This window comes from Chitinophaga lutea (assembly GCF_003813775.1).
Classification (GTDB): Bacteria; Bacteroidota; Bacteroidia; order Chitinophagales; family Chitinophagaceae; genus Chitinophaga; species Chitinophaga lutea.
In genome coordinates, this window is the sequence record NZ_RPDH01000001.1 from 1,565,583 (window position 1) to 1,586,485 (window position 20,903).

The 20,903-nt window shown below is 55.3% G+C and carries 13 protein-coding genes; 6 read left to right on the forward strand and 7 right to left on the reverse strand.

Annotation, left to right across the window (positions count from 1 at the left end):
- Positions 1 to 4: 4 nt before the first annotated feature.
- Positions 5 to 2,695, reverse strand: a complete 2,691-nt coding sequence (locus tag EGT74_RS06130) for a DUF1553 domain-containing protein (protein WP_123845639.1) — start codon at positions 2,693 to 2,695, stop codon at positions 5 to 7.
- Between the two features lie 1,390 nt (positions 2,696 to 4,085).
- On the opposite strand from EGT74_RS06130, the gene EGT74_RS06135 reads away from it, so the two are divergent.
- Positions 4,086 to 4,364, forward strand: coding sequence for a hypothetical protein (locus EGT74_RS06135; RefSeq protein WP_123845640.1), 279 nt, complete (start codon positions 4,086 to 4,088; stop codon positions 4,362 to 4,364).
- Between the two features lie 110 nt (positions 4,365 to 4,474).
- On the opposite strand, the gene EGT74_RS06140 is transcribed toward EGT74_RS06135, so the two are convergent.
- From EGT74_RS06140 to EGT74_RS06160, 5 genes are all read right to left on the reverse strand, one after another.
- On the reverse strand, positions 4,475 to 6,010 hold the full coding sequence (locus EGT74_RS06140) for a RagB/SusD family nutrient uptake outer membrane protein (RefSeq protein WP_123845641.1): 1,536 nt from the start codon (positions 6,008 to 6,010) through the stop codon (positions 4,475 to 4,477).
- A gap of 19 nt (positions 6,011 to 6,029) precedes the next feature.
- Positions 6,030 to 9,542 carry a SusC/RagA family TonB-linked outer membrane protein gene (locus EGT74_RS06145; protein WP_220392818.1) on the reverse strand — a complete coding sequence of 1,171 codons (3,513 nt, stop codon included), beginning with the start codon at positions 9,540 to 9,542 and terminating at the stop codon, positions 6,030 to 6,032.
- Between the two features lie 117 nt (positions 9,543 to 9,659).
- Entirely contained in the window at positions 9,660 to 10,553 is an 894-nt protein-coding gene (locus tag EGT74_RS06150; RefSeq protein WP_123845642.1) for a FecR family protein, read from the reverse strand.
- 65 nt (positions 10,554 to 10,618) lie between these two features.
- A complete protein-coding gene (locus tag EGT74_RS06155) occupies positions 10,619 to 11,218 on the reverse strand; it encodes an RNA polymerase sigma factor (RefSeq protein WP_123845643.1) in 600 nt (199 codons plus the stop codon).
- 58 nt (positions 11,219 to 11,276) lie between these two features.
- Positions 11,277 to 12,620, reverse strand: a complete 1,344-nt coding sequence (locus EGT74_RS06160) for a PepSY-associated TM helix domain-containing protein (RefSeq protein ID WP_158618027.1) — start codon at positions 12,618 to 12,620, stop codon at positions 11,277 to 11,279.
- Between the two features lie 507 nt (positions 12,621 to 13,127).
- On the opposite strand from EGT74_RS06160, the gene EGT74_RS06165 reads away from it, so the two are divergent.
- From EGT74_RS06165 to EGT74_RS06185, 5 genes are all read left to right on the forward strand, one after another.
- A complete protein-coding gene (locus tag EGT74_RS06165; RefSeq protein WP_158618028.1) occupies positions 13,128 to 16,184 on the forward strand; it encodes a sensor histidine kinase in 3,057 nt (1,018 codons plus the stop codon).
- A gap of 60 nt (positions 16,185 to 16,244) precedes the next feature.
- Positions 16,245 to 16,877 carry a response regulator gene (locus tag EGT74_RS06170; protein ID WP_123845646.1) on the forward strand — a complete coding sequence of 211 codons (633 nt, stop codon included), beginning with the start codon at positions 16,245 to 16,247 and terminating at the stop codon, positions 16,875 to 16,877.
- Positions 16,878 to 17,037: 160 nt separating this feature from the next.
- Positions 17,038 to 17,820, forward strand: a complete 783-nt coding sequence (locus tag EGT74_RS06175; protein WP_123845647.1) for a hypothetical protein — start codon at positions 17,038 to 17,040, stop codon at positions 17,818 to 17,820.
- A gap of 135 nt (positions 17,821 to 17,955) precedes the next feature.
- Positions 17,956 to 18,462 carry a hypothetical protein gene (locus tag EGT74_RS06180; RefSeq protein ID WP_123845648.1) on the forward strand — a complete coding sequence of 169 codons (507 nt, stop codon included), beginning with the start codon at positions 17,956 to 17,958 and terminating at the stop codon, positions 18,460 to 18,462.
- 102 nt (positions 18,463 to 18,564) lie between these two features.
- Positions 18,565 to 19,215 carry a tetratricopeptide repeat protein gene (locus EGT74_RS06185; protein WP_123845649.1) on the forward strand — a complete coding sequence of 217 codons (651 nt, stop codon included), beginning with the start codon at positions 18,565 to 18,567 and terminating at the stop codon, positions 19,213 to 19,215.
- A gap of 479 nt (positions 19,216 to 19,694) precedes the next feature.
- On the opposite strand, the gene EGT74_RS06190 is transcribed toward EGT74_RS06185, so the two are convergent.
- Positions 19,695 to 20,864 carry a trans-sulfuration enzyme family protein gene (locus EGT74_RS06190; RefSeq protein ID WP_123845650.1) on the reverse strand — a complete coding sequence of 390 codons (1,170 nt, stop codon included), beginning with the start codon at positions 20,862 to 20,864 and terminating at the stop codon, positions 19,695 to 19,697.
- Positions 20,865 to 20,903 lie beyond the last annotated feature (39 nt).

Below are 20,903 nucleotides of genomic sequence, written 5' to 3' on the forward strand. Positions count from 1 at the left end.
ATACTTATGATTTGGACAAAAACTCATCCAGGTTGAGAATAGCGTTGGCAACAACGGTCAATGCGGCCAGGTGCGCGTCCGCATCTGCCTGTACCAAAGCAGCGGCTGCTTTGGCGTCTTTCCGGTATTTGGCCGCAGCCTGTGCATATAATTTTTCGAGGATCGCCAGTTTGGCGGTATCGATGTCTTTCAACATCGCGGCTTTATAACCTGAACGGATACACGCTTTCTGGTCGTTGCCGCCTTTTGTTTTCATATTTTTTGCCAGGTTCCTGGCCGCCTCCACGAATACGGGATCGTTAAGGGTTACCAGCGCCTGCAAAGGCGTATTGGTGCGTATCCTGCGTTGCAAGCACACTTCCCGGCTCGACCCGTCGAACGTAACGATGGAAGGATACGGGCTGGTACGGCGAATGTACGTGTACACGGCGCGACGGTACTGGTTGCCGTTTTCGCTGGTTTTCCACGACTCGCCGCTGTACACCGCCTGCCAGATGCCTTCCGGTTGATAAGGCATCACACTCGCACCATACATGTGCTCGCTGAGCAGGCCACTCACAGCCAGCGCCTGGTCACGCACCTGCTCCGCCGTCAGCCTGAAACGCGGCCCGCGGGCCAATAAGCGGTTGGCCGGATCTTTTTCCTGCAGCTCCGGTGAACTGCGCGAATCGCGGCGGTAGGCGGCGGACAGTACGATTTCTTTCAGCAGGGCCTTCATGCTCCACTGATGCGTATTCATAAAACGGTACGCGAGATAATCGAGCAGGGCCGGATGCGAGGGCAGGAAACCCTGCGTACCGAAGTCTTCCTGCGTTTCCACGATTCCCGTCCCGAACAGCTGCTCCCAGAAGCGATTCACCATTACACGGGCGGTCAGCGGGTTTTCTTTGCTGGCCAGCCATTGCGCAAGCCCCAGCCTGTTGCGCGGCGCTTTCGCGGGGAAAGGATTAAGCGAAGCCGGCACATCGGGTTTCACCAGCTGTCCTTTCACCAGCCAGTTACCTCTTTCGAAAGTATGGGTGGGCCGGAACATCTCTTCGGGATTTTCCACCATCACCGGCACACCTTCGGGAGATGCGTTCACCAGGTTCATAAAAGCCGTTTCAACCGGCTTGTAGCCCGGCGCGCCTTTGGCAGGCAGATCGCCGCGGAAGGCCATCCACTCCACCCCGCAAACGGATTGCATGGGCTCGAGGCTGCTGTTGCGGAAGATAAAAAAGAGATGGTGACGCCCCTGCAGCGGCTGGATGGGCACATTCAGCACACGGTTGCCTTTGGGCAGCGGTTGCCGCGCAATAACGGGACCGGTTAAACTATCGGCCCGTATTTCCATGGAGCCGCCGTCCTGCCCCGTCCAGTAATGCATGAGCAGGTTGCCGCGGCCGTTGACCGGCGCGTTTTTCAGGCGGCAGCTGCCGCCGTTGCGGATGCTGATGTATTTGGTATCGGCGAGTTCGCCGTTGATAAATGAGTCGTGGTCGTGCGCGTGAATCTTCGGTTCGAGGGTGCGCAGGAAATCACGCAATTCCTTCTCCTCTTTGGTGCCTGCATGCTGCCGCACCCAATTGGCCACCGTGTCTACCTGCCGCCGCCCGATGCTGTCGTACAACCTGATTTTCGGGTATTCGCCGGGCGTGTCTTCATCGCGGGTGTTATTGAGGAAGGCCATCAGTTTATAATAGTCTTCGAAGCGGAAGGGATCGTAGGGATGACTGTGGCATTGCACACAGGCGATGGTAGTGCCCTGGAATACTTCCATGGTGGTGTTCACCCGGTCTATCACCGCGGCGGTCCTGAACTCCTCGTCCTGCGTACCGCCTTCGTCGTTGTTCATGGTGTTGCGATGGAAAGCGGTAGCCACCAGCTGATCGTCTGTGGGTTCCGGCAGCAGATCGCCGGCCAGTTGCTCCACGGTGAAACGATCGTAGGGCATATCATTATTAAAGGCGTTGATCACCCAGTCGCGGTACCGCCAGAATTCCCTTTTCGAATCTTTTTCATAGCCTTTGGAATCTGCGAACCGGGCGAGGTCGAGCCACATCGACGCCCAGCGTTCGCCGTAGTGTGGCGAGGCGAGGAGTGTGTCCACCATTTTTTCATACGCGCCCGGTGTATTATCAGCCAGAAAAGCCGCCATCATTTTATCCGTTGGCGGCAGGCCCGTGATATCCAGGCTTACCCGGCGGAGCAGTGTGCTTTTGTCGGCTTCAGGTGCGGCCTCGAGGTTTTCTTCGTCGAGTTTTTCATTGATGAAGTGATCGATGCCGGCTTCTTTTTCGGCAGGTGCGGCGGGAGACACGTATGCCCAATGTTCGCCCCATTCAGCGCCCTGTTCCACCCAGCGGGTGAGGATGCTGATTTCTTCCTTACTGAGCGGCGCGCTTTTGTAGGGCATGCGCTCTTTCGGATCCTTGCTGTGAAGGCGGCGGATAAATTCGCTGCGGTCGGCATCGCCCGGGATAATGGCGGGGTGGCCGCTTTTGGTGGGGCCCAGTGCTTCTTCACGGAATAACACACTGAAGCCGCCGCTTTGTTTAACGCCGCCGTGGCAACTGATACAATGTTTGTTGAGAATGGGTTTTACTTCGGTGCTGTAGTCGACGCGCTTGCCGCTGCCGCAACCCGACGCGAAGGCGGCACCAAACGCGATAGCACAGGCGCCCAGCGCTGCACGGTACGTGGAGAATTGATACATTGCTTATCTAAAATAAATGAGTTTCGCATCACCGCCCATCATTCGTCTGTGTCTTTCGCTACTGTAGTTTTTCCGGCGGAATTTCAATAAATGTACAAAAAACCCGTATAGTTCCAACAATTAAAAAATAGTCGATTTTCTTATAATTCGAATTTTCCGATACTTTATTGCAACAAATATATCTGGCGGGAGGCGACATCTATGGTGCCGTTTGTTATTTTTAGGTATTACCATTTAACTCCTCTGAACGACCGCATAAGCAAAGGGTCCCTTTACGGGACCTTTTGTATTTTTTCGGTTTGGTGCAGTTGTTCTCAATGAATTGTTCTGGCAGTACTGCCTTATGCCAGTCATCCGGTTAATATGGGGCATATGCCGGCCGCGGGTCTGATCTGTATATTACAGTTGTTCCGCCCCGTTCTTGACTGATCAATATCCCATGCATTATTGCGCTGCGTTATAACTGGATAGCCCCCTACAACCATTTCCCAATTGCTGCAACTGGGTACTACCCTCAATTTCGGGAACTGCGATGCTGCGTCCCATCCCCAACCGCCGCCAGCTGAATACTTCATTTCCGGGGACTGCAATGCGGTAACCCATTCCCAACCGCCTTCGACTGAATACACCCTCCATTTCCGGGAACTGCGATGCTGCGTCCCATTCCCAACCGCCTCTGTCTGAATACCAAACCTTATTTTATAAAGCTGCAACGCTACGGGTCGTTTTCATCGGCCATTCCCGGCCAGAAAGCCGGCACCTTCTCTATAAATAGCAGTAGCTCCCAACGGGCAACCGTCCCCCGTGATGCTCCGTCCCCTCGGGCCGATTACACCGATACTATTTTCACCCATCCACCCATAAAACAAGGCCCCCTGGGGAAACAGGGGGCCTTTACGGAGTTTACACAGGGCACAGAGCGCCCCAATGCAAATCCCGTTTCATAATGTTAGAAGGGTGAAAGAATTCACCCCCCGGTATATGCATACATTAGACATGAGACTATCTTAAAAAAATAAAAATGCTGCCTCAAAAGGCTGCACACGTTGGCCATAGTCCGGTATTGGGGTATGGAACGATGAAAGGCCGGGCCGGCAAAAACAGCTCCTCCACCCCTAACGGGCAGCACCGTCTGAAAATGCCAATTCAGTGACGCTTGGCCGGACTAGCCTTTACGGCTTTTATTCCGCAAATCGGAGTATCCCTCGTTTCCGGCCCGTTATTCACAAACCGGTGCGTTCCTTTGAGCGCTGAGGTACCCCCATATATTATATAGAGTGATTTTGGGGGTGGGTGGGGTGAATGGGGAAAGAAAAAATATTTTTTTTGCCCGCAGGCTTCACCCTCTTTTGGCATTTTGCCACTCTAAAGAGAAAGATCTGTTTTTATTATGGAACCGATTGCTAAAAGACTGAGCTGTTTTTTACAGCATAAAAACATGACGGCTTCGGCGTTCAGCCGCCGTCTGAACTACAACAGCTGCGAGAAAGTAGCGCGGCTTTTCAGGATTCAGGGGGCCAAGCCCAGCGTAGACATCATCAAGGACATTGCCCAGCAGTTCGAGGAACTGAACATCCGCTGGCTCCTGACAGGTGATGGAGAAATGCTGGACCCGGACAAAATGCCGCAACAGGAGGCCGACTGGGCCATCGCCCAGCCTGCAACGTAATTCAAAAACCACATCATGTGTCCGATGTTCCCCCCTATTAAAAAGGGCTGCCTGGACAGGCGGCCCTTTTACCTAACATCTACTTTAATATATCGCTTTTATCAAAAACTTTAATTATACCCTTCATTTTGCTGCAGGTTGCCTACCCGCACATCTTCATTGGGAATCGGCAGCAGCTCGTGTTTTTTCGTTTTGAAGCCCAGCGGGCCCAGCTCCTGTGCGGCCAGTCCCCAGCGTACCAGGTCGAGGTAACGGAAACCTTCAAAAGCCAGTTCCAGGAAACGCTCGTTCACGATCGCCGTAAATAGGGCGGCCCCGCCGGCCGTTACTTCCGGCAGTCCCGCGCGCAGCCGTACCTTTTTCAGCTCGGCGCGGGCACGGCCTTCATTCCCGGCGCGGTAATACGCTTCCGCCGCCATCAGCAGCACATCCGCGTACCGTATCAGCTTGTAATTGGTGCCGTAATTCAGTTCCGCCACGGCGCCTTTATCGTCGCGGGTATAGGTAGAAAAAGAGCCGTATTTCCGTTGCAGGTAGCCTTCATAATCCCAGGCGGTAGGCGCGGTCCATTTACCGCCGCCGGCCACCAGTTCGGCTTCCGACATCACGGTCTGTTTTCTGCGCACCACGTCGCCCGCGGCAGTATAGGCATTGTATAATTTGGGTTTGGGCATATTGAATCCCCAGCCGGACTTCAGGGAATCGGCGGTGGCTTTGGTGTAATAATCCTCGCGCGGGCCCATCAGCTGCACGTGGATATTGCTTTCGATCTGCCGGAACGTTCCCCAGGGAAAGTTGTCCCAGTTATACGCCTTTTCCTCCGAAAAGGGCACTTCAAACACGCTTTCCACACCAAACTCCGTTTCTTTGGCGAAAGCGTCCTTAAACTGCGCTTCCAGGTCGTACTGGCCGGATACGATCACCTCGTTGAACTGGGCGGCGGCCTGCGGCCATTTCTCCTGGTACAGGTATATTTTGCCCAGCAGCGCCTGGGCGGCGCCTTTGGAGATGCGGAACCGGTCGGCCCGCGACTGTGCGCTCTTCAGCGGCAGCAACGGGATAGCTTCCAGCAGGTCTTTTTCCAGCTGTGCATATACATCGGCGCGTTTGGTGCGCGGGGTGGCGTTGTACTCCTCCGTTTTCAGTTCCCTTAATATCAGCGGCACATCGCCCCACAACGACGCCAGCTCGAAATAAAAGTGCGCGCGCAATGCTTTGCATTCGGCGATCAGCCGCTTCTGCACCTCCGTTTCGCCCTTTACCCGGTTGATCACCATGTTCGCGCGGTAGATCCCGAAGTAGTTCACCCGCCAAACCCACAGCACGCCCTGGTTCTGCGACTCGAACGTGAATTTGTCGAGCGCCTGGTAATGCGGCTGGTCGGCGGGACCGTTGCCGCCTGCGTTGCTTTCATCGGAAGGCAGCGTTTTCACCATGAGCGGGCTGCCCCAGCCCCAGTTATATTCCGCCTGCAGAAAGTCGTAGGCGGCGTACGTGGCGGTGAGTGCGTCGTTGTCTGTTTTGTAATACCCATCCAGCGGCGCCCGGCCGGGAATACCCTGGTCGAGGAAACTCTTGGAGCACCCTGCCGCAGCCAGCAGCGTGGTGAGGCCTAATATGGAATATTGTATGATGGAACGTTTCATAGTTTAAGCGAATTGCAGGTTAAAAACTAAAGGAAAGGCCGACTACTGCTGACCGGGGAATGGGATACACGCCCCTGTCGATGCCCAGGCTGTTATTGTCATTACTGCCCGCTTCAGGGTCCATGCCCTTGTATTTGGTGAACGTAAAGAAGTTGTCGAGCGAACCGTAAATCCTCGCGTTGCGGAAATGGATGCGCTTCAGCAGCTGTTGCGGGAAGGTGTAACCCAGCTGCAACATACGGATACGGGTATACGATCCGTTGGCCAGCATCATATCGCTGTTGTACACGAACTCGCTGCCGGTGTTGGGCGCAAACCATTTGTTGGTGCTGCCTTCACCCGTCCAGCGGTCTTTGTAGAAAAACTCGGGGCGGTTGCCGGTAGGTCGGTCCACACGGTTGAAGCCCATCAGCACGTCGTTCCCCACCTGGCCCTGCACTACGGCAATGACGTCGAAACCTTTGTACGCCATGCGCAGGCTGCCGCCGTACACCACATCGGGATGCGGGCTGCCGATAAACGTATGGTCGCTGTTGGAGATGGTGCCGTCGCCGTCGATATCCACGATGATCGGGTCGCCGGGTTTGGGCGCTACCGTCATCGTGATCTTGCTGCTGTATTCATCTACCTGGCGCTGGTTCTGGAAAATACCGTCGGTTTTATACCCGCGGAAATACCAGATAGGATATCCCTTTTCGAACCAGGTGGCGCCCCAGCCCGTACCCACAGTAGAGCCGGGAAGGCGGTCCACGAATTCATTCAGCCGAATCACCTCATTGCTGATGGTGGTCATGTTCACACCCACTTCAAACGTGAACGCATGCGTATTGGCGTTGCGGTACGACAGTTCAAATTCCCATCCTTTATTCCTCACATCGCCGCCGTTCACGATCGGCAGGATGTTGCCCACGAAACTCGGCACGGTGCCGGGTGTGAGCAGGCCCTTGGTGGTTTTGTTGTAATAGTCGACGGTAAAGCTCAGACGGTTGTCGAGGAAACCCATGTCGGCCCCGAAATCGAGCTGCTCGCTTGCTTCCCATTTCAGGTACGGGTTTTCCAGTCCTGCCGGTTCAGCGCCCACATGGAAGTTGCCGGTGCCGTCAGGAAACGAGATGCCCTGCGTGGTGATAAGCGATTTCCAGTCGCCGATGTTGATATTGGAGATGCTGCCGTTCTGTCCCCAGCTGGCGCGCACTTTCAGGTAGTTGAGCACGCTCTGCGGGAAAAACGATTCGTTGGTAACGATCCACCCGGCGGACACGGAGGGGAAGGTGCCCCAGGTGTTCTGCGGTGGCAGCAGCGAAGAACCGTCGCGGCGCAGGGTAGCATTCAGGAGATATTTTCCTTGGTAATCGTATTGGATACGGCCATAATATGACACCATGGAAGTGCTGCTGGCCACGCCGGCAATGCGGTCCTGGTCGTCGGGCAGGTAGTCCGGGTAGCCGAACGCCTCTTCTTCCCTGAACATCCCTGAAGCAGTCCCGTTCAGGCGGTTGTAGTTCCGCCGCAGGGCGCTCATCCCGGCCATCAGGGTAATATCGTGCTGGTTGAATTTGCGGTTGTAGGTGGCGAAGTTTTCCCACTGCCAGGTGCTCCAGTTTTCGTTGTTATCCGCCGTGCTGGGCACCGTATTGAGACGGTTCGCGTTGTAGAAAAAGGTGGGCAGCCAGGCGTGCTGACGGAGGAACATCGCATCGAGACCGAAGCGCGACGTTACTTTCAGCCCGGCCAGCGGCCTGATTTCCGCATACACGTTGCCGACCACTTTATTCTGTGTGGTGGTATTGTGCGTGATGTCCATCTGCGCCAGCGGGTTGCCGCCTTCACCGAACACATAATCAGAGATGCCGTAATAACGGCCGTGTTTGTCTTTGATCAGTGTATACCCGTCGTCGAGCGCTTTCTGCGCGCGGGGCGAGAGACCGTCGGTGTACACCACCGGCATGGTGGGGTCCATCATGATGGCGTTGTTGATCACGGCGCCGAATTCGGAATCTTCCACTACGCCGTTCCTTTTAAAATAGGCGTAAGAGAGGCGGTTGCCCACGGAGAGCCATGGTTTGATTTCATGATCGGAGTTGAGGCGAACCGTGTAACGGTCGAAGCGTGCTTTGTCGCCGCCGATCACCCCGTCCTGGCGGAATACGGAACCGCCGAGCAGGTATGTCGATTTTTCCGTACCGCCGCTGAAGTTGAGGGAGTGGCGCATCATGGGCGCGGTCTGCGTGATTTCATCCATCCACATGGTGCCCGTTTTACCTTTCCAATCGGCGGGGTTGGGGATGTCGCCGGACGTTTTCGCGTCGGTGAGGTATTGTGTGTATTGTTCGGCGTTCATCATTTTCATGGCGTTTTTGATGGACTGCCGGGCATATTGCATGTTGTATTCCACGCGGGGCGTAGCGTCGCGGTGGCCTGATTTGGTGGTGATGATCACTACGCCGTTGGCGCCTTCCGCGCCGTAGATTGCCGCCGATGCAGCGTCTTTCAGCACTTCCACGGAAGCGATTTCCGACGGGTCGAGGTACTCCATGTTGCCGGCGCGCATGCCGTCGATTATGTACAATGGATCAGAGGAGCCGTTGGAGCCTGTGCCACGGATGCGTACGCGCATACCGCTGCCGGGAGAGCCCGAAACAGGCAGCACGGTTACGCCGGCGGTGCGGCCTTGCAGCGCCTGTTCAACACGGCTGGACGATACCGTGGCAATGTCTGCACCCTTCACGGATGAGATGGCCCCCGTTACGAGGCTTTTGCGCTGGCTGCCGTAACCCACTACCACCACTTCGTTCAGGGCTCGGTTGCTCACGGCCAGGGTCACATCGATATTACGCTGCGCCGCAATCGTTACTTCTTTGGATTCGTACCCGAGCAGGTTAAACACCAGCGTTTTGCCCGAAGCGGCTTCCAGGGTGTACCTGCCTTCACCGTCGGTTTGTGCGCCGCGCAGCTCACCTTTCACCAGTACCGCCACCCCGGGCAGCGGCGTACCGTTTTCACCGTCGGTGATACGGCCGGAGATCTTTACTTTTTTCACGGTGTCGGCCGCATTGCTCTGCCCGATACCGCCCGCAGCGCCGTTGAGTTTCAGCAGGGAAGGATTGGCGGGCGCCTCCTCACCGGCCTGTTGCCGGGAAGGTACGGAAGGTTTGTTTTTGCTGTTGGGCTCGTCTTTCAGCGGAACGATCGCCCAGGTGTTGGGTTGTACCGCCTGTGCCTGCAAGCCGTACGGCATCAGCAGCGCCCTGAGCATCGCTTCTACATTTTCGTAAGCGGAAGGCGTAAAGCTGACTTTTACTTTAGGGAGATTTTTTGCCTCGTACAGCAGGTCGATTTTGTATTCTTTGTGGATTTCTTTTAAAAGCTGGACAAGGGTTTTCTGCTGAAGGGAATTGGCGGAAGCTTGCTGCCAGGTGGCCGGCCGGCGGTTCACCGCCACTTCCTGCAGGGGGCCGGCAAGCGCGCCCACGGAAGTGGCTGTTGAAACCGCGAACAGCAAGGCGCCGCGCAGCAATAATGATGAATTCATAATATGGAATTGTAAGGTTAAACAATTTGGCTTTTCCGGTTGACATGCCGCAGGTAATCAGTCTTCGCTGTGGAAACTGTCAGTTAAAATCCGATCTGATTTTGGTTGCGCCGTTTTCTAATCTTTCACCGAAAACAGCAGCTGTTCATCTTTTGTTTCAATCTGAATGTTCATTGTTATAGACAATGCGCGGGACAACTGTGTAATGTCTTCTGCGTAAAGATCCCCGCTGATCTTGCGTTGTTTTATTTCAGGCGTCAGTATCACTACTTCGTATCCGAATTTGGACCGTATCAGGGCTGAGATATCAGCCATGGAAGTATTCTCGAAATGATACCGGTGATTGCGCCAGTCTGCTATCAGGTCTATATTGATGGCTTCCTTCAGCCGCGAATAATTTTTTTCCACCAGCACCTCGTCGCCGGGTTTCATCATGATCACGTTTTTTCCTTCGGTGATGGGCGCTTTGGCGGTGAGCTGCACCTTGCCTTCCTTGAGTGAAACGGTGGTGCGGGCGCCCAGCATGTTAACGTTGAACTTGGTGCCTAACACGGCCACATCGATATCCGGCGTATGCACTACGAACTGGGCATTGCCGGCGCCGGGCTTTTTGGTGATCTCAAAATAGGCTTCCCCGTCGAGCCACACCCCGCGGCTTTCCGAAGGATTCCATTCCTCCGCGATGCGCAGGGTGGAATTGGCATTGAGGAATACCACGGAACTGTCCGGCAGCATCACCTGCCTGATTTCCCCGTACGCGGTGCGGTATTCTTTCATCCCGCCGCCTACGATATTGCAATAGATGTTGTACGAAGCATAGGCGATCAGGGGCAGCAGCACTACGGCAGACAAAGCCATCCACACGCGGCGTTTCCCCGCGCCGGATTTTTTCCCGGCTATGCGGGATGCTACCTGCTGCCAGCTGGCGGCCGTTTTTTCCTTCGGCACCGGCTTTCGCCTGAACCGGAAGGGCGGGTTACCCGGGTCCTGCGTCGAAAATTGATCGTCCATAACATCCGCGGTTTAATAGAAAGACACCATATCCGTTCGGGGATACTCTTTTTCCGGCATCTTTTTTAGAAAAAATATTGAAAAACGTACAGGAACAGCCACCAGAGTGGCGTTTTTCCCATCATGGCACGCAGCTGCGTGATGGCTTTATGGGCCAGGTTGATGACCGACTGGTAATTGACTTTCATGATGACGGCCACCTCACTATAGGGCAGCTCTTCATAAAAACGGAGGAAGATCACTTCTTTCTGCCTTTTCGGCAACTGGTTGAGGTACTGGCTCATGCGCACGCGCAGGGCGGATTGTTCTTCTTCGCCGATGAGGATGTCTTCCGGCGAAAATTCTATGTCCGGCTCTCCGGGCGTGAGTATCTGCAGGGAACGCAGCCCGCGTAGCTGGTTGAGGGCGCTGCGGCGGAGCGAAGTGAAAAAGAAGGCGCGCACGTTGCGCAACTCCCCGATCGTATCTTTTTTGAACCAAATCCTCACGAACAGCTCCTGCACCACGTCTTCCGCCAGCGCGTCGTCGCCCAGCATGGCAAAGGCGTACCGGTATAAAACCGGATGCAATTGGCTGTGGATGTGCGCATATGCCCGTGAATCGCCTGCTCTCACCGCAGTCCAATAGCCCGTAAGATCACCGGCCTGATCATAGGTATCCGGCATGAGCGGAAATAGATTTGGTCTGCTGTAAAATAAGCAATAACGACGAAAAGAATAGTTTTTATGCGGCCATTTCGACGGGCTCGCGTTTCTCCCTGTTTTTCCGCGCTTTAGCTTTTTTCTTCAGCCGCTGGATCCACATGATGATGCCCGTTACGGGGAACGTGACGCCCAGCAGGCAAACGATGAAGCCGATAATTTTGGAAGGAATGCCGTAGATGGAACTGACGTGAATGGGCTTGAACGAGCTCCTGACGCGCTGCCCCAGGTTTCTTTCGCTGAAAGGCTGCACTTTAAGCACCTTCGCGGCGTACTGGTCGATAAATACGTTGGTGGTGGCTGACTCATGTGCGGCATCGGCGGGCAGCAGGTTCACCACAAAAGCGGCGGCGGAATCTTTCGGCGCCGACAGGTTGTAATAATAAGCGCCGGGCGCAGCAGTGGCCGCCAGCTGGTAAGCGGAATCGAAACTGATCCGGGGTGTGTTTTCGGTGTATTGAGAAGAAGGTGGCGGCGTGCCTTTCGGGTCGGAACCGGTCACTTTGTAAATGCCGTTATTAAACCATTCGAACGACCAGGCCAGGCCCGTGAACGCAAAAATGAACAGGAAGATGGCCGTATAAAAGCCCAGCACGATGTGCAGGTCGTGGTTGAGGCGCTTCCAGCCCGCCGTCCATTTTACTTTGACGCGCTGGATGAGGATATTTTTGGTTTTGGGCCACCAGAGAATGATGCCGGTGAGCAGGATGAACAGGAACACGAGGGTGGAAACGCCCACGATGACTTTGCCCACGGCCCCGCCGAGCATCCAGCGGTGCAGGGCGAACATGGTGTAGAAAAAGGTATCCTGGTACACGTATACTTCAATGAGCTCGCCGGTGTATGGGTTCATGAAGGCTTTTTTACCGCCGCCTTTGCCTGCGGGGGCTTTACCGCCTTTGTCTCCGGCCGTTTTTTCCTGTCCGTTCTTTTCCGCTTTTTTACCTTTCGCCTGTAGTGCTGCAACTGCGGCATCGCCGTTTTGGGCGTTCACCGCCCCTGTATCGCCTTTCAGAGGTGTTGCAACCGCATCGCCGGCTTTCTCACCGGTAGCGGCCCCACCGTCTTTTTTCCTGCCCTCGCCTTTCTTGCCCGGTGTGAACGTCAGTTCCACGGAACGCTCCGGGTCACCGTACAGGCGGATGCCGGACACTTTCGCGCCGGGCTGCTTCGCCTCAAGATTCGCGATCAGGGTGGAAACGGGAAGTTTTTCACCGGCTGGCTTTACATAATACCGGTCGTGGTTGAATGCATGGTTCAGTTCCTCTTCAAAAACCAGCACAGCGCCGGTGAAACAGGTGACCATAATGACCAGACCGGCTGCCAGGCTGAGGTACAGGTGTATACTGCGGAAAAATACTTTCATGGTTTGCTTCTTTATCATATCGGGCAGACCAGGCCCGGCCTGCAAAATAACGGCTTTACGACCCGGGGCGCTTACGCAATCGGGAAATTTTTTAAGCCAATCGGGAAAAACAGGGGAAAAGCAGTCCAAAAAGGAAAAGGCACAAGCAGAAGCCTGCGCCCGTTTTATTAGCAGCATATTCCTATAAGGCGTTTTTATGCCCTCCTCACGGATGCCGCAACAGCGTACCAGCGCGATACGCTGCCTTGGCATCCGCAAACGGGTGTGCCGTCATGGGAGGTTATTCAAATTCATCTCAGATTTTATATGTAAACTTTTATGTATATCCGCAGCATCTGTCCATTCGGGGCTCATACATGGGGTTGTTTACAGGCAATGTTTCCTGCATACAAAGGTAGGCAGTCGCTTTTTGCCGCCAACCACATAAATATGTGAATTAGCGGGAATGGCCACCAGGTTGTTATTTTAATGCGCCAAAGCGATTATTTTTGGGGGATTCGATTCACTATGCATGTATCCCTTAAGGCCAGGCCCCTCTTCCTGATCACCGCGCTCCTGCTGCTACGCCTCGCAGCGGCCGCCATGCCCCAGTCCCACATCTTTTCCCGCCTCACGGCGGAAGACGGATTGCGCAGCAATTACGTGCATGCCGTTATGCAGGACAAAAGCGGCTTTATGTGGGTAGGCAGCCAGGGCGGTCTCCAGCGGTACGACGGGCGGCAGTTCGAATATTTTCCCTTTCCCCAGTTCCCCGGCGTGGCCCGCCAGGGTGTGCAGCACATCATCGAAACCAACGGCAACACCCTCTGGATCGCCTACAACACCTGCGTGGTGACCTACGACTATGTGAGAGAAAAAGCCGCACTCGTGCCGGTGCAATACCAGTCGCACGAAAAAAGTTTCCAGGCCACCCAGCTGTTTACCGACAGCCGCGGCCTCATCTGGCTCTGCACCTCCACCCACGGCACTTTTTTATACGACCGGGTGGCCAAAGCTTTCGTGCCCTTCTCACGATTTTTCGGCGACACGGCGTTCAGGATATTCAACGTGGCGGAAGACCCGCTCACGCATGATTACTGGCTGGGCACCAGCATCGGCCTGTGCCTGCTCGACTACCGGAACAAACATTGTTACACGCCGGCATGGAACCCGCACCGCATCCCCCTGCTGGCGGAACCGGCCATGCAGCGCACCATCACCCGCCTGTATGGTGACAGCCGCGGCGGGCTTTTTATCAATACCTGGGGCCGGCTGGAAGAACTGCCGTCGTTTTTTCACTACAACCCGAAAACCCGCCGGCTGGGCGCCCCGCAGCGGATGGGCGCCATGGCGCAACTGCTCGAAGACCGCAAGGGCATGGTATGGTCGGCCGGCGACAAACTGCTCCTGTTCTCGTCCGACGGCAACCTGCAGCAGGAATTTCAGCGCGATCAGTTCGCCCGCTACGGTCTCGACTACACGGATATGTTCTGCCTCGAAGAAGATAACATGCAGAACATCTGGATAGGCACCAGCAACGGGCTGTTCATTTTCAACCATACCCGTCAGCAGTTTCAGACCACGGCATTCAAGCCGGCCGGTGTTGCCGGTCCCTCCCCGTTGCTGGAGGCCGCGGACATCTGGCAGCACCCGAACGGCGACGTATGGGTCGCCAGCTGGGGACAGGGTTTGCTGGTGTACGACAGCACGCTGACGCTGCTCAAAAAACATCTCCTGCATCCCACGGATTACCAGCGAAACATGCTCTGGTGCCTGCAGCCCCTTCCCGATGGCCGCGTGCTGGCAGGCGCGCAGCATGCCAACCTGCTCACGATCGACCCGCGCACGTGGGCCGTGGAGTACCGCGTATTATCCGGACTCGATAACCGCACCATCCGCTGCATGACGCTCGATGCCGGAGGAAATGTATGGATAGGCACGCAACGGGGCCTCATCGCCAAATGGGATTACCGCCGCGACAACATCCGCGTTTTCCGCGACAGCCTGTACCGGAAAGAGCTCTTTTTATGGAACCACGTCCAGGACATCCATGCCGGCTCCGACGGCCACATCTGGGCCGGCACGGCCAATTACGGGCTGCTGAAACTGGACACTGCCGGCAACATCGTACAGCGTTTCGCCACGGACGAAAAGCGCCATACACTGCCCGGTGATAACGTGCGCCAGCTGCAGCCCGCGGGCAACAACCTGCTGTTGGTGGGCGCCGGCGGCATCGCCGTGATAGACATGCAGCATAACATCGTCATCAACACGCTCACCGAGGAGCAGGGCCTGCCCGGGAATGTGATCACCAACCTAGTGCCCATCAGCGCCCAGCAGGTATTTTTCACCTCCAATTTCAGCGCGGGGAAAGTCAACCTGCAAGCCCGGAAGGTGGTGCACTTCGGGCGCAAATACGGTGTGGCGGACGAATCGTTCCAGTTGCCCGCCAGCATGAGGCTTCGCGACGGGCGCATCGTGTTCGGCGCTACGAAAAACATCCTGTCTTTTCAGCCGGACAGCCTGCGCGAGCCGCAGCGCCCGCCCGACGTGCGCATTCACTATTTTAAAACAGGCGGCGACGTCAAATCGCCCTACCAGCCCATGCAGGCCGGCGGCGCGCGCATCACACTCGATCATACCAGCAACACTTTTACGATCGGGTACACCTCGCTGGCATACCTCGAGCAGGACAACCTCACGTATTATTACCGCCTCGAAGGCATCGACGCCGGGTGGGTCAATGCGGGGCAGCGGCAGTATGTGAACTACAGCAACCTGGCGCCCGGGGATTATGTGTTTCATGTGTATTGCGAAAACGGCGAGGGCCTTGCCACCAGAAGCATCACCAGCATGGCCGTGAGCATCGCCAAACCGCTGTGGCGGAAAGGATGGTTCTATGCCGCCATCGTGTTGCTGATCGCCGGCGCGGTATTCCTCGTGCACAGCCTGCGCGTGAACCGTATCATGGCCACGGAGCAGGTAAGGCGGCGCATCGCGCGCGACCTGCACGACGATATGGGATCCACGCTCACATCCATCAACATCATGAGCTCCATGGCGCGGCGCAATGCGGACAGGAACGACCTCTCCAAAACGCTGGAATTCCTCGTGAAGATCGGCGAAAGCACTACCCAGATGATGGAAAGCATGGACGACATCGTATGGAGCATCAATCCGCTCAACGACAACACCCAACGCGTCATCGCCCGCATGCGCGAGTTCACCACCGGCGTACTGGAAGCCCGGCAGATCGGGTTTTCTTTCCTGGTGGATGAAAAGATTTTTACCCGCAAGCTGCGCCTTGAAAGCCGCCACGACTTTTTTATGATCTACAAGGAAGCCATCACCAACATCGCCAAATATGCCCAATGCACCTTTACCGACATCCGCGTGCAGCTCCGCAAGGGACAGCTGGTACTGCGGGTGCAGGACAACGGCGTGGGCTTCAATATCAGCGAGGCCGGCGAGGGCGACGGGCTACAGAACATGCAGCGGCGGGCCTACCGGATGAACGGGCAGCTCAGCATCCAGTCGCAGCTCGGCAAAGGCACCGTGGTGGTGCTGATGTTCCCCACCACATAAGCATGTGGTTGACGGAATGGCCGCCGGGCACTACCTTTACAAAAGAGCAATATTCAGGCTATGATCCGAATCGTGTTATACGAGGATAACACCAAACTGCGGGAGAACTTAACATTGTTGATAGACGGAGCACAGGAATACGTGGTATGCGGCGCGTTCAAAAACTGCGACCACATTCTGCAGCAGACTGCCGAGCTGCTTCCCGACGTCATACTGATGGACATCGACATGCCAGGCACCAACGGCATTGAAGGCCTGCGTATCGTGCGCAGCCAGCATCCCCTCCTGCCCATCCTCATGCTGACAGTATTCGACGACAACCAGCACGTGTTCGAAGCCATCAAGGCCGGGGCAGACGGTTATCTTCTCAAAAAAACACCCCCTGAAAAACTGCTCGAATACATCCGCGAAGTGTACGAAGGCGGCGCCCCCATGACCTCTTCCATCGCCCGGCAGGTGCTGCAGCTCTTTGCCCGGCCTGCCCCCGACAGGAACGACGACTACAAATTATCCGAGCGGGAAAGGGAGGTATTGCAATTGCTGGTGAACGGTTACAGTTATAAAATGATCGCCGCGGAAATTTTCATTTCCATCGATACGGTGCGTTCCCACATCAAAAAGATTTATGAAAAGCTGCACGTGAATTCCAAGTCGGAAGCCGTGGCCAAGGCTTTCCGCGACAAACTGCTCTGATACCTCATCCAGTTCCCGCCGCTCACCCGTTTTCCGTACCGGTCGTCCCCATTTGCGCGGATGCAAACCACATCGTTATGTGGTTGTATCGGTAAGCGGGGTATCGCAACTTTGCATAGTAAATGAAAACAAAACGGAAACCACAATTCAATCACTGATCATGTTTGCTTTTAAACCCCATACTATTGTGCTGTGCGCGTGCAGTTTGCTTTTGCTGGCCGCAGGCTGCCGTAAAAAGAAAGAAGACAAGGCAGAACACCCCGCCGGAGAGCGGCTGCTGATGAAAGTCTCGGATGGAGACATGAATCACGAACGGTTTGAATATGCCGGCGACCAGGTGGTGAAATACATCTACTATCCCGGCTTTGGCCGGGATACGTCGTGGCAGCTGATCGAATACAGCGCTGGCCGCCAGCAGAAGGTCACCCTGTGGAACGGCCGGTACATGACCATGGAATACAGCGGCGACACCCTGGTACGGATGAATGAGTTCAGCAAGGAGCAGGTAGCCACAGGTTACCGTACCTACCGCTACAGCAGCGGCCGGCTGGCGGAAGAACGGGCTTACAGGGGCGACGCATTGCACAACAGGAGCGAATATACGTATGATGCGCAGGGCAACCGGCTGACAAAAACATATTATGTGGATGAGGATGGCAACGGCGTAAAAAAGCGGTCGGTCACCGAATACCTGGATTACACCGATCACCCCGATCCGCTGACGGCGCTGTTCGAAAAGAAGTTCGCGTTGGGCAGGAAGTTCAGTCCACGCCTCTGGCAGAAAGAAATCCACCGCGACGAAAACGGCTTTGAAGAATGGACCACTGAATTCAGTTATAGTTTCGACGGCCAGGGTTACCCCGTCAGCAGAAAAATGACATCATATAACCCGGACCGGCAGGTATTGCGCCGTTCGGATGTAAAGTTTGCATACCATCATTAACCCCAAAATTCATTTCCATACGAGCACTCCATTGTTCCCCAAAAGGGCGCGCCACCGGTGCGCCCCTTCTTTTTGGGAGGGGGTGCAACACTTTTGGCCGGAAATTTGTTATCCATCATCAAAAACATCCAAACAATGACAAAGCAATTGATCCGCCTGTTTACTGTTTTCGGCGCAGCAGCCATGCTGCTGAGCGCATGCGCATCCCAGCAGGGAGCCAGTGCCCCCACCGCCAACAGCACCCACAGGGCCGCCAAAGGCAAATGGACGTTGAACAGTGTGAGTTATGAAGGCATGCCCTCCACTTCCAGGATCAGTACCGTATTTTCCAACATTCCGCCTAAATGCCTGGAAGGCAGCCAGTGGAACCTCCCCGAAAACGGATACGGTTCCTATTCCATCACCTCCACCGGTGCCGGCTGCACAGCCACCACGCAGAACATTATGTGGTCTACCCGTAATGAAGGCGGCGTGATCATGTTCAAGTTCAAGGAACTGCTGGAAGGTGTGAAAGCCAAAAACACCACCGACGGTTACGGCGTACAGCTGTCGTCTGTAGACAACACCTCCATGGTATGGCGGGCGCCGGTGACTGTTGACGGTAAAACGGCGTACATCGTGTACACTTTCAACCGGAATTAAGGGTAAACCCTCATTTTATTGTTAAAAAGGAAAAAACCGGCCAAATTTGGCCGGTTTTTTCCTTTTTAGTTATTGTATCTTTGCCCTTCGTTTCGAATAATTATGAAAGCATTTAACTTATTTATCAAATACCGCCTGCCGTTAGGCATCGTGCTGCTGGCCGCCGGTATTGCCCTCGGTATCGCGTTTGGATGGTGGGAAGCCGCCATTGTGCTCATTCTGGCCGTTATATGTATCGTGACCCATTTCCTTTTCGGCCCGATGCGGCTGGTGCAGGAAGCCGTGGAAGCCGGCGATGTGGAAAACGCCATGCGCATCATGAACCAGATCAAATTCCCGAAACTGCTCTATAAACCCATCCGCTCCGTATACTATTTCATGCAAAGCAACCTGGCCATGTACAACCAGGACCTCGACAAAGCGGAAGCCGCCGTGAAACAAAGCATCAAATCCGGCAGCCCGATGAAAGAATACGAGGGCATGCAGTTTTTCCAGCTGGGCACTATCGCCTACCAGAAAAACGACATCAAAACAGCGGACGTCAACCTGAAAAAGGCCCTGCGCCTGGGCCTGCCCGACAAGGAAAACACCGCCGCCGCCCTGCTCACGCTCTGCTCCATCGCCATGAGCCGCCGGGACTTCAAAACCGCCAAAGACTACTTCCGCCGCGCCAAAGCGCAGAAGCCCACCACACAGCAGATCGTGGGGCAGATCAAGGAAATGGAAAAATACATCAGCCGCATGCCTGGTTGATAAAATAGTATCATACCAAAAAAATATCCCGGCCATCTGCGTGACCGGGATATTTTTTTTGAGCAACACTCGATGCAGGCCCATGGCCGGTTTCAGCACTTTTTCACACCCCCGTCGGCCCCGCAAACAACTTTGCATGTTAGGGTATCTACGCTTCATCTATGCTTCTGCTATGCTTCATCTACGCTCTTGCTACGGAGAGGCTTTGGAGCAGCTCACTGTTTTGTAATGGAAAATTAACCTGGGGTCTAGTCCTGATACAGGTTTACACCTTTGGTTAGAAAATCCTGTTATCGGTTGTCCCGTTTGGTTCGCTGTCCTAAACGGGGTTTACAGGGTTGTTTATTGATCCGGTCTAGTCCTGGTAATGAATTATCTCCAGTATGGTACCGCGAGCGTCCGCCCCAACCCGCACAAACGGGATTGCCCGGGGATAAGCCTGTCTTTACCCAGGATATGCCGGTTTCGGCCCACGAAGTTTATGCTTTCCCTATCTTTTCCAGCGCCTGTTCCAGGTCGGCTATCAGGTACCCGGGGTCTTCGAGCCCGATGTACAGGCGTACCATCCGGTGCTTCGGCTCGTTCACATTGAAATCTTCGGCTTTGAGGGAGGCGCAGGCGGGGAAGGCCAGCGATTCGTGCCCGCCCCAGGAAACCGCCATGAGGAAGTGCTGAAGAGAATTGCAGAACAGTTCCACCTGGTCGCGGTTATCCGCTTTCAGCTGGATGGTGAGCAGGCCGGCCGCTCCTTTCATCTGGCGGGTGGCCAGTTCGTACTGCGGGAAGTCCGGGTCGAGGGGGAAGAATATTTTTTCGATAAGGGGATGCCGCTTTAGCCGTTCCACCACCTTCGCGGTGCTGGCGGCGCTGCGCTGCAGGCGGATTTCGAGGGTGCGCAGGCCCCGCAGCAGCAGCCAGGCATTAAAAGGCGCGATGCCGCTGCCGATGTTCAGGAATTCGGACGCAAAAATGCGGCGGATCTTCTCCCGGGTGCCGGTCACCACACCGGCCATGGTGTCGCTGTGGCCGCTGATGAATTTGGTGGCGGACTGCAGGCAGAGGTCGATGCCCATTACATGCGCCTGCTGGTATAGCGGTGTGCAGTAACTGTTGTCGATAATGGTGGTGATGCCCCGGCTGCGGGCCAGCTGCGCGATGGCGGCCACGTCCTGTAGCTCAAAGGTGAGCGAGTTCGGCGACTCCAGGTAAATCAGCGCGGTATTCGGTTGCAGGGCGGCTTCGAAATGCGCGGTGGCCGTGCCGTCTACAAAAGTGGTGTCTACGCCGAAGCGGGGTAAAATGTTTTCAAACAGTCGCCTGGCCCAGCTGTAGGGGTCGCGCACGCACACCACATGGTCGCCTTTTTTCAGCTGGGACAGCACGGTCGTGAAAATGGCCGCAGCCCCGCTGCCGAACACCAGTGCGTCTTCCGCGCCGTCGAGCGCGGCCAGCTTCTGGCGGAGGATGTCTATCGTGGGGTTGTTGCCCCGGGAATAAAGAAAACCATTGTACTCGTCGAGCAGCAGCTCCCGGAGCGCCGCTACCGTGTCGAAAGCAAAATTGCTGCTTTGCACAATCGGGGGCGCGATCGCATTGAAATAGAGGTCCCGTTCTTCACCCAGCTCATTAATTATATAAGATAAATCCATATGCATAGAAACTCCCCGCAAAGTACACAACAATCACCG